General features: G+C 71.7%; 13 protein-coding genes. 3 read left to right on the forward strand and 10 right to left on the reverse strand.

The annotated features are described in order from the left end of the window. Positions 1-130 precede the first annotated feature (130 nt). The 5 genes from AB0G28_RS32855 to AB0G28_RS32875 form a co-directional block, all read right to left on the reverse strand. Positions 131-469, reverse strand: a complete 339-nt coding sequence (locus AB0G28_RS32855) for a hypothetical protein (protein ID WP_361097975.1) — start codon at positions 467-469, stop codon at positions 131-133. A gap of 13 nt (positions 470-482) precedes the next feature. Further along, positions 483-1784, reverse strand: coding sequence for a WXG100 family type VII secretion target (locus AB0G28_RS32860; RefSeq protein ID WP_361097978.1), 1302 nt, complete (start codon positions 1782-1784; stop codon positions 483-485). Next, positions 1781-2167, reverse strand: a complete 387-nt coding sequence (locus AB0G28_RS32865) for a hypothetical protein (RefSeq protein ID WP_361097981.1) — start codon at positions 2165-2167, stop codon at positions 1781-1783. Before AB0G28_RS32865 ends, AB0G28_RS32860 begins: the two co-directional genes overlap by 4 nt. 102 nt (positions 2168-2269) lie before the next feature. Beyond that, positions 2270-2572, reverse strand: a complete 303-nt coding sequence (locus AB0G28_RS32870; RefSeq protein WP_003057455.1) for a hypothetical protein — start codon at positions 2570-2572, stop codon at positions 2270-2272. 18 nt (positions 2573-2590) lie between these two features. After that, positions 2591-2935: a WXG100 family type VII secretion target gene (locus AB0G28_RS32875; RefSeq protein WP_361097984.1), complete on the reverse strand. Its 345-nt coding sequence runs from the start codon at positions 2933-2935 to the stop codon at positions 2591-2593. Between the two features lie 217 nt (positions 2936-3152). Between AB0G28_RS32875 and AB0G28_RS32880 the strand changes: the two genes are divergently transcribed. Next, on the forward strand, positions 3153-4136 hold the full coding sequence (locus tag AB0G28_RS32880) for a hypothetical protein (RefSeq protein ID WP_361097987.1): 984 nt from the start codon (positions 3153-3155) through the stop codon (positions 4134-4136). A 30-nt stretch (positions 4137-4166) separates the two neighbouring features. Next, positions 4167-5573: a long-chain fatty acid--CoA ligase gene (locus AB0G28_RS32885; RefSeq protein ID WP_361097990.1), complete on the forward strand. Its 1407-nt coding sequence runs from the start codon at positions 4167-4169 to the stop codon at positions 5571-5573. A gap of 3 nt (positions 5574-5576) precedes the next feature. Here the strand turns inward: AB0G28_RS32885 and AB0G28_RS32890 are convergent, their stop codons facing one another. The 5 genes from AB0G28_RS32890 to AB0G28_RS32910 all read right to left on the reverse strand — a co-directional run bounded on the left by AB0G28_RS32890 (position 5577) and on the right by AB0G28_RS32910 (position 11129). Beyond that, on the reverse strand, positions 5577-6020 hold the full coding sequence (locus AB0G28_RS32890; RefSeq protein ID WP_361097993.1) for a YdeI/OmpD-associated family protein: 444 nt from the start codon (positions 6018-6020) through the stop codon (positions 5577-5579). A 56-nt stretch (positions 6021-6076) separates the two neighbouring features. Beyond that, positions 6077-6775 carry a trypsin-like serine protease gene (locus AB0G28_RS32895; protein ID WP_361098021.1) on the reverse strand — a complete coding sequence of 233 codons (699 nt, stop codon included), beginning with the start codon at positions 6773-6775 and terminating at the stop codon, positions 6077-6079. Positions 6776-6895: 120 nt separating this feature from the next. After that, the gene (locus AB0G28_RS32900) at positions 6896-8428 is read right to left on the reverse strand and encodes a tachylectin-related carbohydrate-binding protein (RefSeq protein WP_361097996.1); all 1533 of its coding nucleotides are present in this window, start codon (positions 8426-8428) and stop codon (positions 6896-6898) included. Positions 8429-8483: 55 nt separating this feature from the next. Next, on the reverse strand, positions 8484-10490 hold the full coding sequence (locus AB0G28_RS32905; protein ID WP_361098000.1) for a trypsin-like serine protease: 2007 nt from the start codon (positions 10488-10490) through the stop codon (positions 8484-8486). A 132-nt stretch (positions 10491-10622) separates the two neighbouring features. Then, a complete protein-coding gene (locus AB0G28_RS32910; protein WP_361098003.1) occupies positions 10623-11129 on the reverse strand; it encodes a hypothetical protein in 507 nt (168 codons plus the stop codon). A gap of 344 nt (positions 11130-11473) precedes the next feature. Between AB0G28_RS32910 and AB0G28_RS32915 the strand changes: the two genes are divergently transcribed. Then, positions 11474-11923: ALF repeat-containing protein (locus AB0G28_RS32915; RefSeq protein WP_361098006.1), on the forward strand; the 450-nt coding region annotated here is incomplete at its 3' end.

Raw genomic sequence — 11923 nt, forward strand, 5'->3', positions numbered from 1 at the left:
GATCACGCGAGCCCGGTGTACCTGACCGGCGAACTCGCGTACCTGGAGGGACGACACGCGTGATTGGGGGGACGACACGCGTGATTGAGGAGTCGACACGCGTGATTGGGGAGTCGACACGGCGGGTGGGTTAGCGCTTGGGGGAGGAGAGTGCGGGGATGAGGGCGCGGTACATCGCCGCGACCTGGGCGTCGGTGGTGCGGTAGCCCGCTGCCGACGTGGTTAGTCCACTTTGGATTTTGTGGAGGCGGGTCAGGTGGGTTTCCAGGTCGGTGGCCAGTTCGGTCATCGTCTTTTCGTACGTTTTGGCCGCCGACGCCGACTCGCTCACCTGGCCGAAGGCCGTGGCGGGGAGCTTTGACGCCGCCAGGGCGGACTGGACCGGGGTGAGGACGTCGGCGCGGGCGCCGAACTCCCCGGCCGCCTTGTCGAGGCGGGCCGGGGCCACGCGATATCCGGCAGCCGTCACCGGGTCACTCCCCTCAGCAGTCTTCCTCGCCGATCACGGGTGGGGCGACCGGGGCCGACTGGCCCCAGACGTTCTCCGTCTCCACCAGCCACGCGGGGATCCGGCGTCCGGAACCCATGTCGCTGCCGCCGCCCATGCCCATCGGCATCATGGGCATCATCGGCATCGCGCCCTTCGCGGCGGCCGCGCCCGCGGCTCCGGCCGCTCCGCCGGCCAGGCCGCTGAGCGCGTTGCCCGCGCCGCCGTCGCCGGCCAGGCCGCTGTGCGCCGCGGGCGCTTCGGCGCCGCCTCCGATCGCGAGACCGCCACCGCCGCCCGGGATGCCGCCGCCCAGCGACGGCGCCTCACCGCCGCCGATCGGGATACCGCCGCCGGTCCCGCCCGCGACGCCGGCGCCGCCCCCGCCGAGCTTCGTGCCGGGCGGTTCTTCCTTCTTGTCCTTGGGATCCTTGCCGGTCGCCCACGACGGGACCTTCGGCATGATCGAGCCGAACCGGCCGAACGCGGCGGCCGAAGCCGCGGCGAGCCCGGCGGTGAACATGTCGCCGAACAGCGGGTTCGACGTCGGCGCCGTCCCCGGCGTCCGCGGCATGTTCGTCGAAGGCAGCGGGTGCCCGTCGGTCGGGGTGATGACCACTCCGGGACCGTTCATGTCGTTGCCGACCAGCCCGGGCGACCCGACGCTCCCCGCGCCACCCCCGGCGGGCGGCGTCGTGGGCACCTGGACGGCGTTCGGCGACGCCGGGATCGACTCCTCGGCGACCGTGTACTCGCCGGCCAGCTCGGTCATGACGACGATCGCCCTGCCGTGTGCCGATCCCGCGGCGTTCGCGGCGGCCTGCTGCGCCTCGACGTTGGCGATGGCCTGCTGGCGCTGCTGCGCCGCGGCCTGCACGACGGCGGGCGAAGCGTCCGGCGGCAGCATCGGCGGGTTCACCGCGAGCGCGACGTCGGCGGGGGAGACGTCCGGCACCGCGACCGGCGGTGGCATCTCCTTCTTGGCCTTCACCAGCGCGTCGGCGGCGTCGCCGAGCATCACGTTCATCGACTCGGCGGTCTGCGCCACCTTGGAGATGCCGTTCGCGAGGTCGACGATCATCCGCTGGTACTGGTCGGCCGCGCCGCCGGTCCACTGCTCCTTGAACTCGATCAGCTCCGAGTTCAGGTTGTGGGCCTGCTCGTGCAGGTGCAGCGCGGCGGACTTCCACTTGTCGGCGGCGTGCCGCGCGCTGTTCGGGTCGCCGGCCTGAAGCATCGCGTACAGCTGCTGGTGGCTGTACGCGGCGAAGTTCGTGTGCGCGGTGTTCTTCGTCATCCCTTGCGGCTCCCGTCGCTGTCACCCGAGCCGAGCAGGCCGAGCACCGGGTCGAGCAGGCCGGTGACGGCGCCCGAAGCGTGCAGGTCCCCGGCCACCGCCTGGTCGGCGTGCTGGTAGCCGTCGGCGACCGTGGTGGTGACGTCCTGGGCGAACCCGATCGCGCTGCGGACCTGGTCGAGCAGGCCCTGCATCTCCGAGACGGCGGCGCGGTGGGCGTCGGCCAGCGACCCGGCCTCGCCGAACTCGCCGAACAGCAGCGGTTCCTGGCCGAGGGTGAGCAGGAAGTCGTTCGGTTTCGCCATCGCGTGGATCTGGGTCTCCAGCTCCCGCACGAAGTCCTTCAACGATTCCAGGTGGACGTAGTACGACTGGTCGTGCATCGGATCCCGGCTCTCTTGTCGCACGAACGCGGACGGGGAAAACCGGTCGGCCGGTGCGAGCGGGGGGTTTCCCGCACCGGCCGACCGGCGTCTGGGCGCGGGTCAGCCCGCGAACAGCCCCTGGTTGCGGTTTTCCAGCGACTGCTGGAGGTCGTGGGCCTCGCCGACCTTGCCGCCGAACTGCGCGATGATCGCGACGATGTCCGCGGTGGCCTGGCGCAGCCGCGTCTCGGCCTGGCGGGCCGCGTCACCGGCGGAGCTGCCGGAGGCGTACCAGGTCGCGGTGATCGGCTGCAGGTTCTGGTGCAGCTGCTCCAGCTGCGAGGTGAGCGCCTTGGCCTTGGCGGCCAGGGATGCCGAGCTGTGCTGCAGCGCGGCGAAGTTGATTTCGACGACGTCGGCCATGGTGGGCGTCCTCTCGGGTCAGGGGTTGAGGCGGGGGAGCACGCCCGAGCCCTCGAGGGAGTTGCCGACCCCCTGGAAGCTCTGGTGGACGTCGGCGTCGCCACGGCCGTAGTTCGCGTGGCTGGTGTGCACGAGCTGCGACATCGTGTCGAGCTCCTTCACCGCCGCGGACATCTTCTCCTGCAGCCGCCGCTGGAGGTCCCAGAACGCCACGGCCTGGTCACCCTTGTAGTTGCGCAGCGCCTCGGTCAGCTCGGACTCCAAGCTGGCCATCGTGGACTTGGCGTTCGTCGCGGTTTCCTCGAAACCCTGGACGGCGCGCGTCATGGCAGCGGAATCTGCCTGGAATCCCGGACTGGACATCGACGGGCCACCTCCTTCCTGAAGCGAATTCCCCTGGCGCGGTGGTCCGCGCGGTGTGAAAGTCACGCTAGAAAAGAGGCCTGTGTGGTCAAACGGCACAACTGCCGGTCGCACTGACGGCACTATTACCCACAGCGCGGCAGTAGGGCCTGCCCCACCCGGCGGACGGGGGCGCGCTCCAGTGCTCGCCGACGCCGGCGAGGTCACGCTGTATGCCATGGCAGACAACGGAAATCCGCTGGTCACGCTCCGGTCGTGGCACCGCCCGCTGGTGGTGCTCGCCGGGGCGATGGGGGTGCTGTGCGCGACGTCGCTGCTCGGGATCCTGTTCGATGATCGCACGCTCGTCAACGTGCCGATCTGGCTCAAGCCGTTCAAGTTCTCCGTTTCGGTCGGGCTGTACGCCCTGACGCTGGCGTGGCTGCTGACGCACGTGCGCCGCGGGCGGCGCACCGGCTGGTGGTTCGGCACGGTGTTCGCCGTGGCCATCGGCCTGGACGTCGGGCTGCTCGTGTGGCAGATGGTCGTCCGCGACCACACCCTGCACTTCAACAAGGCGACGCGGGCCGACGTCCTGATCAACAACATCGTCGGGGGTGGCGCGTACACGGCCTGGCTGATGACCGCCGCGGTCGCCGTCCTGCTGCTCTTCCAGCGCCTGCCCGACCGGGCCCTGAACTCCGCGCTGCGCTGGGGGACCGGCCTGGCGCTGGCCGGGATGGGCGTCGCGATGCTGATGTTCTCGCCCACGCCGGCGCAGCAGGCCGTGCTCGACGCGGGCGGCAAGCCCTCGACGTTCGGCGCGCACTCCGTCGGCATCGAGGACGGCGGCCCGGGGCTGCCGGTGCTGGGCTGGAGCACCGTCGGCGGGGACATGCGCATCCCGCACTTCGTGGGCATCCACGGCCTGCAGGTGCTGCCGCTGGTCGCGTTCGGCCTGCTCCTGCTGGCCCGCCGTCACCCGGTGCTCGAGTCCGACGTCGTGCGTCGCCGGCTGGTCCGGACCGCGGGCGCGGGCTACGCGGGACTGATCGCGCTGCTCACCTGGCAGGCCCAGCGGGGCCAGTCGATCGTGCACCCGGACTTCTGGACGCTGACGGCCGCGACCGCGCTGATCGCCGCGGTCGCCGTCGCGGGCACGCTCTCGCTGCGCGTGCCGCGGCCGGTGGTTTCTGCCGAAATTCTGAGATCCGCCCGGTAGACCGGGACGCCCCGGCGAAAGGCGGTCGAGATGGTCCACCCGCAGGCATTGCTCGACGAGCTGCGCCGCGCCCCGGACGTTCCGGCGTTCGAACACGGCTCACGGGTGACGACCCGCGGCGAGCTGCGGGAGCTGGTCGGCCGGTTCGCCGCCGGCCTCCGGGCCGCCGGGCTCGGGCCGGGGCACGGCGTCGGCATCGCCACCGGCGTCACGCCGGAGGGGTTCGCCGCGCTGGTGGCGGTGCACGTGCTCGGCGCCCGCGCGGTCGCGGTGCGGGCCGGGCTGCCGGAGGCCCAGCTGCGGCACATCCTCGCCGACGTCGACGTGCTGATCACCGACCAGCCGTGGGAGGCGGGGGTCCCGGTGCTGCCGGTGGCGGATCTGCTGTCGGCGGCGTACGCCGAGCCGGTGCCGAGGGGGCGGCTCGACGACGTCGCGACGGTCGTGTTCACCAGCGGCAGCACCGGCGTCCCGAAGGGCGTCGCCTACGGCTACCGCGCGCTGACCGAAGGCCGCGTGTGGCGGCCGCCGGTCCCGGGTTCGGCCCACGAGCGGCTGGGCGCGGGGTTCGGGCGATACCTGCTGTTCGGGTCCCTATCCAGCGCGGTGATGGTCGAGCAGCTGGCGGTGTGCCTGTTCGCGGGCGGCACCGCCGTGATCCCCGAAGGGCTGCCGGACTTCCCGCGGGTGCTGCCGCGGCTGGGGATCACGGCGGCGCTGACGACCGTGCCGCGGCTGCACCAGGTCCTCGACGTACTGCGCGGCTCAGAGGTCGATTTGAGCGGGCTGCGGACGCTGATCGTGGCCGGCTCGCCGGTGCCGCCGCACACGCTCGCCGAGGCCGCCGAACGGATCGGGCCCGCGATGCACCACGCGTACGGGCAGACCGAGACCGGGATGCTGACCATCTGCCGCGCCGACGAGGGCATCGGCTCGGTCGGAAAGCCTTGTGACACCGTCGAAATCGACGTCCGCGACGGCGAGGTCTGGGTCCGCACGCCGTCGGCGTTCGCGGGCTACTGGCGCGACGAAAAGGCGACGGCGGAGGTCCTGCGCGACGGCTGGGTGCGGACCCAGGACCTCGGTTTCCTGGACGCCGACGGGTACCTTCACCTGTCCGGTCGCGCGCGGGACGTCGTGATCGTCAACGCGATCATCCACTACACCGGCCCGATCGAGCGGGCGATCGCGGCGCACCCGGACGTCGACCAGGCCTACGTCGTGGCCGTGCCGGACTCGTCGACGGGCGAGGCGGCGCACGCGTTCGTGGTGCCGGTCCCGGGCCGGGAACCGGACTTCGGCGCGCTGCGGAAGGCGGTCGCGGCCGACCTGGGGGAGTCGGCGGTCCCGGCGCGGTTCAGTGTGGTGGCGTCGGTTCCGGTGGCGCCGTCGGGGAAACCGGACAAGGCGGCCCTGCGGGCGTCCATTGCGGACTAGCAGTCACTTCCCGGCGCGAAGGTCGGTGATCACCTTGGCGACGCGCCGCTGCCGCGTTTCCTCGGTCTTCGCCTGGCCGATCGGCAGCACGTACCGCTGCTTCGCGCTGTAGGAAAGCCCTTCGAACCGGCCCCGCGCGACTTCGTCGGCCGCCAGCGCTTCCGCCAGGTCGGCGGGGATCTCCAGTTCGCGCGGCGCGGTGTCCAGGGCGATCTCGACGTCGACCTCGTCGCCCGCGGCGACGCCGGCCTTTTCGCGGTTCTCGGCGCTCAGCGGCACCATGAACCGGCCGCCCCGGCTCGCGACGGTCGTGCGGTACGCGTGGCCGCCGAGCGTCACCGTGACCGCGGGCTTCTTGCCCGCGCCGAGCGCTTCGACCACGTCGTCGGGGACCGGCAGCCCGGTCGCGGTCTTGCCACCGAGCAGCACTTCGGTGCGGAACTTCATGGGGCGAGTATGCCCGGGGCCGGCCTCCCGGGCGGGAAGGCCGGCCCCGGCGCGCGTCAGACGCCGGCGGTGGTGCGGATCCAGCTGCGGCTGGAGGCGATGCTGGCGTAGTTCTGCGTGCCCTGCGGGTTCGAGCCGGAGTTCGATCCCGTGGAGCACACCCCGACCTGGAGGCCGTTGGAGAGCTGCGGCCCGCCCGAGTCGCCGTGCCACGCCGAGCCGTTGACGCCCTGGCTGGCGATCGCCGTGCCGCCGAAGGCGTCCGAGCTGAGGCCCGTCACGCGCACGTTGGCGGTCTTGAGGGTGCTCGACGGCGGGCTGCTGCCCTGCGTGCGGCCCCAGCCGTAGATCTGGTTGGTCGACCCGGTCGGCGGGTTGCCGGTGCCGAGCTTCATGTACGTCGTGTTCACCGCCGTCGTCAGGTGCAGCAGCGCGATGTCGCCGTTGGGCGACGCCTTCTGCTGGTCGACGTTGGCGTTGGTGCCCTGCTGGAGCGTCACGCTGCCGACCTTGACGTGCATGCCCGGCGAGTTCAGGCAGTGCCGGGCGGTGAGCACCCACTGCGGGGCGATGATCGTCCCCGAGCACTCGAAACCGCCGTACGTCGTCACGTCGTTCCAGTAGATCTGGGCGCCCCACGGCGCGGAGGAGACCGTGCTCCCGCCGATGATGTCCTGCTGGGCGTCCGCAACCCCCGCTGAGACCAGACTCAGCGCCGCGGCGGCAGCCCCCACCGCGGCAACAGCCCTCGACATTCGCATGTAAATGCCCTTCGGCCCAGGTGATCCGGATATCCGTCCCGAACGGGACGACCAGCCCAACGTAAGAGTCGTGAAGGATTTTCGGAACCTACCGAAGTCGGTAACCCCCTTGCGTCAGCCGCTCAGCTTGCAGGAGTCCGGCGCGGCCGTCACGTGGATCTCGGTGTTCCAGCCCGAACCGATGGTGACCCCCATGTGGTCCGGACCCGACGGCGCCCACGTCTCGGTGTTGGCGGAGTAGCGGTACCAGCGCAGCACCGGGCCGGTCTGGCCGTTGAACGGGCTGGTGCCGGTGCTGCCGCGGCCGTACAGGATGTCGCCGCCCGGCGAGAAGATCTCGCTGAACATCTGCCAGCCGACGCCGACCTGCTTGTCCTTCGAGTCCCACGCCGAAGCGGCGAAGTCGTACTTGAAGCGGAACATCTCGCCGCCCGGCTTCCGGGCGTACAGCACGCCGTCGCCGGCCGCGGTGATCGAGTCGAACCGCGACCAGCCGGTGTCGAGGGTTTCGCCGCCGCCGTCGACCCACCAGTTCGTGGTGTCGCTCCAGACGTAGACACGCAGCCGGCCCTGGTCGTCGATCATGAAGATACGGTTCTTCTCGTCGACGGTGATCCGGTTCGCGTACTCGGGGGTGAGGTAACGCGCCCAGCCGCTGCCCACCTGGCCGCCGCCGCTCCAGCCGGTGCTCGTCGAGTACACCCAGCGCTTGAGGGTGCCGTCCGGATACGGGTCGCTCGCACTGTTGTTGCGGTGGATGTCCCAGATGACGCCGCCCTTGCCGGCCAGCACCCGGCCGGTCCAGCCGGAGCCGATCGGGCTGGCCGGCTGCGACCAGCTGACCGCGCCGCCCGCCGGGTCCAGGTGGACGTAACGCCAGAGGCTGCCGTCGGTGCGGGCGGTCCAGATCGCCGCCCCGGCCGGGCACGACACCGGTGTCGGCACGATCTGCTTGCGGATCCAGTCGCCGAGGTCGTCGACGCGGGCTTCGACGCCGCCGGAACGGGTTTCGGTGACGTCGAGGCAGCCGTGCTGCCACGACGCGCTGCTCACCGCCACGAGCTGGGCGGTGCCGCCGGAAACGCGGAACGCCGGGCCGCCCGCGTCGCCCTTGCAGGTGTCGACGCCGTCGGCCGACGAGACGGACACCGTCGAGCCGTCGACGGCCGAGACGGTGAACGGCGCGACGCGCGGCCGCGCGGGCACCCATTCGGTCGCGGTCCGGCCGAACCCGGCCACCTGCAGGGTTTCCCCGGCCTGCGGGGCACTGCCGAGGGTGATCGGCGAGACGCCGGTCGCCGGCTTCTCCAGCTTCGCGAGCACGACGTCCCGGTCGGTGCGGCGCACCACCTTGGTCACCTTCGCGGACTGGCCGGCGCCGGTGCCCAGGTCGACGTCGCCGACCGTGACGGTCGCGGCCTCGCTCGGGGCGCCGGAATCCGTGGCCGTCAGGCAGGTCGCCGACGTGAGGACCCAGGACGGGTCGATCAGCGCGCCCGAGCACGCCTTGGCGGGCGTGGCGATGCGGGCGAGGAACGGGTGGGTGCCGACGGGGACCGCGGTGCCGCCGGACAGGGCGTCGGCGGGCGCCGCGGTCAGGAGACCGCCGGCGAGGAGCGTCACGGAAAGCGCGGTGAATCGGCGCATGGGAATCCTCGGGAAAGGGAAAGGCCGGCGGCGCGGGGCGCCGCCGGCCTGGTGGTCAGAACATCGTCGACTGGGCGGCGTCGAACGTGCCGTTGCTGCTCCACTTGTAGCCTTCGCTGTCGAACCCGCCGGAAGCGTTGGCGTGCCAGCGGAACAGGTTGGCGTTGGAGCCGCCGTAGTCGTAGGTGGCGAGCAGGTCGGTGCGCCCGTCGCCGTCGTAGTCGGCCACGGTCCAGCGGGACTGGGGCAGGTTCCAGATGCTCACCCCGGTGGTCCACTGGGTCACCGGCGCGTCGAAGCCGGTCGTGGTGGCGTGCCAGGTGCGGAACGTCAGGTTCGCGCCGCCGAGGTCGATCGCGGCCCCGAGGTCGGTGCGGCCGTCGCCGTCGAAGTCGCCGGAGACGAACTGTGCCTTGCCGGACGGGATGCCGCCGCTCCACTTGATGTTCTGGGCGTCGAACCCGCCGGAGGCCTTGCCGTACCAGAGGAACAGGTTGGCACCGCCGTCGTGGTAGTCGTAGAAGGCGGCCAGGTCGGCCCGGCCGTCGCCGTTGAAGTCGCCGCCCCGCCAGCTGGACTGGGTGACGTTCCAGTTGTTCGGCCCGGTGCGCCACTGCGTGACCGGCGCGTCGAACCCGGTCGCCGTCGCGTGCCAGGTCAGCATGGTCATGTCGGCGTTGCCGTTGTCGTAGGCGGCGGCGATGTCCGTGCGGCCGTCGCCGTCGAAGTCGCCCGCGGTGAACCGGGCGTTGAGCGGCCGGAACGCGCCGCTCCACTTGATGCCCTGGCTGTCGAAGCCGCCGGAGGTGTTGGCGTACCAGAGGAACAGGTTGGCGCCGCCGTCGAGGTAGTCGTAGAACGCGGCCATGTCGGTGCGGCCGTCGCCGTTGAAGTCGCCGGTGACCCAGCGGGCCTTGACGGCCTCCCAGCCGTCGGAGCTCCACTTGAGCTGCGGGGCGCTGACGCCGGTCGCGGTCATCGGCCAGACGTACACGCCGGTGCGGGCGTTCTTGAAGTCGTAGCTCGCGCCCGCTTCGTCCTTGCCGTCGCCGTTGAAGTCGTTGCCCGTCGAGACCGGGGTGGTCGCGGACACCGCGTCGGTCGGCGTGCTCGTCCAGCCGTCCGCCGTCGCCGCGACGACGCGGTAGTAGCGGGTCTGCTTGGCCGGCACGGCGGTCTGGGTGTAGGCCGGGGCGGAGGTGGTGCCCAGCAGGTGCGCCGCGTCGATCGGCACGTCCGCGGTGGCCGAGCCGTACACGGAGTACCGCGCGTTGTCCGCGGCGGCCAGCGGGTGCCAGGTGACGGTGATGGCGTGCCCCGCCGCCTTGGCCGACGGGGAGAGGGCCTGCTGGCGGATCCAGCCGGCGATGTCGTCGGTGCGGGCCGCGATGGTGCCCTGGCGCGTGGTGGTCTCGCCGAAGCAGCCGTGCTGCCAGGACGAGCTCGTCACCGCGAGGACGTCGGTGCGGCCGCCGGCGTCGCGGAAGATCGGCGCACCCGCGTCGCCGCGGCAGGCGTCGGTGCCGTTCGTGCCGGTGAGCGCCAGCGTGGTCGCGGTCGACGACGGCACCGTGAACCGGCCGACGTGCAGCGTGTCCGGCACCCACTCGCTGTCGGTGCGGCCGTACCCGGCCAGGGTCAGCTGTTCGCCGGACGAGACCGGGATGGTGCTGAGCGGGATCGGCGTGATGTCGGTGATCGGCGTGCCGAGCCGGGCGAGGGCGACGTCGCGGTCGGTGCGGACGACGACGTTCGTCACCTGCGCGACGCGGCCGGCGGTGCCGCTGAGCGTGGTCCGCCCGACGGTCGCGGTGGTCGCCTTGGCGGGCACGCCGCCCTGCGGGTTCTCCGGGAAACAGCTCGCGGCGGTGAGGATCAGGTCGGGTGCGACGAGCGCGCCGCCGCAGGCCCGGCCGTCGGCGGTGAGTTTGGCGGCGTAGGAGTAGGCGCCGGCGGTGGCGGCGGTGCCGCCGGAAACGGCGTCGGCGGGTACGGCGGCCAAGAGGCCGCCGGCGAGAAGGGTGACGGCGAGGGCCGCCACCCGTTTCGGCTGGGTGGGCATGCGAAAGTCCCCTCGTGGTGCCCGGCCGGTGGGCGGGCATGCGGAATCACCCGGAATGGTCCGGGTTCGACGGGTCGGAAAAGACACCGTTGCGGCACGGCGAATGCCGCAACGGTGTGCTCCGATTGCCGGTCAGGCGGAGGCGCGGAGTTCGAGGAGGGTGGAGGGGTCGGTTCCGGCGCCTTCGCCGATTCCGGTCCAGCCGGTTTTGGCGATGGGGACGGTGCTGGTCTGGCCGTTGATTTCGATGGTGGCCTGGACGGTGTGCTGGTTGTCGCCGAGGAGTTGGTAGGCGTTGGGGACTTCGAGGCGGAGGTAGCCGGTGGGGCCGGTGACTTTGAAGCAGTAGTGGCCGGGGTCGCGGTCGTGGTCGGCGGAGTTGTAGGCGTGCAGTTCGAGCAGGCCGGTTTGGCTGCCGCAGGCGACGAGGATGATGTGGCCGTCGCCGCTGATCAGCTTGATGGCGCGGTCTTGGAAGATTTTGGCGGCGCCGGGGTAGGAGTAGTCCTCGACGATCGGCGGTGGGGTGTCGTCGGCGGGTGCGGCGGCGGAGACGGCGGAGGCGGCGGAGGCGGATCCGGCGGTGGCGAGTGCGGCGCCGGCGATGGCGACGGCGGTGATACGCGCGCGTGTGCGCATGATTCCCCCTGCGGTATGGAAAACGGCATGGTTGGTCGGCGGCGTTGTGGTTCGCCGCGTGAGGACGTGAAGAAGGTCGCGGCCGACCCCGAGCGGACGCGATCCGGACTCTAATCACGTTCCGGGCGTGTCGTCAATGAATGTCTGTCAGGTTGACCCGTGAGGCGGGGCTCACCCGTTTGCGGCTTCCGGTCGGTTCGGGTTCTCTGCTACTTTTCGACGGCTTTGGGGGGAGATCAAGAGAGGTAAGCGCTCTCTTCTGTCGTGCACTTCGTGGGTGCTCGTGTGCGTGTTTCCCCTTCGTGGCTTGAGGGTTTTCGTCGTGCGCACGGGAGGGCTGGGGCGTGGTGCGGTTGCGGGGAGTGTTCGCGGGGAGAGCCTCGCTGGCTGCGGTGGTGGTGGCCGCGGTGGCTTCGGGGGCGGTGGCGGTGCCGGCGCGGGCGGCGGAGGTGCCGTCGGTGAAGGAACGCGCGCAGGTGGTGGCGTTGTGGCAGGCGGGTGGCCCGGCCACCAAGGACGCGGCCGCGGCGGCCCTGGTGGGCTCGGACGCCGAGGTGCACACGTTCCTGACCACCGGTCAGGCGGTGGCGGCTGAGCATGATGATCGGATCAAGGTCAGTCAGCTGTTGACGGTGGCCGGGTCCGGTCTGCGGCGGGCCGCGCAGGCGGCGTTGAGCGGCACGGCGGCGGATGTGCACACGTTTTTGGCGTCGGGGTGGCAGGGGCCGTGGCGGGATGACAATCGGGTGCAGGTGTCCCGGTACATCACCACGGGTGGGCATTGGGTGCAGGTG

The sequence above is a fragment of the Amycolatopsis sp. NPDC021455 genome (assembly GCF_040640995.1).
Lineage (GTDB): Bacteria > Actinomycetota > Actinomycetes > Mycobacteriales > Pseudonocardiaceae > Amycolatopsis.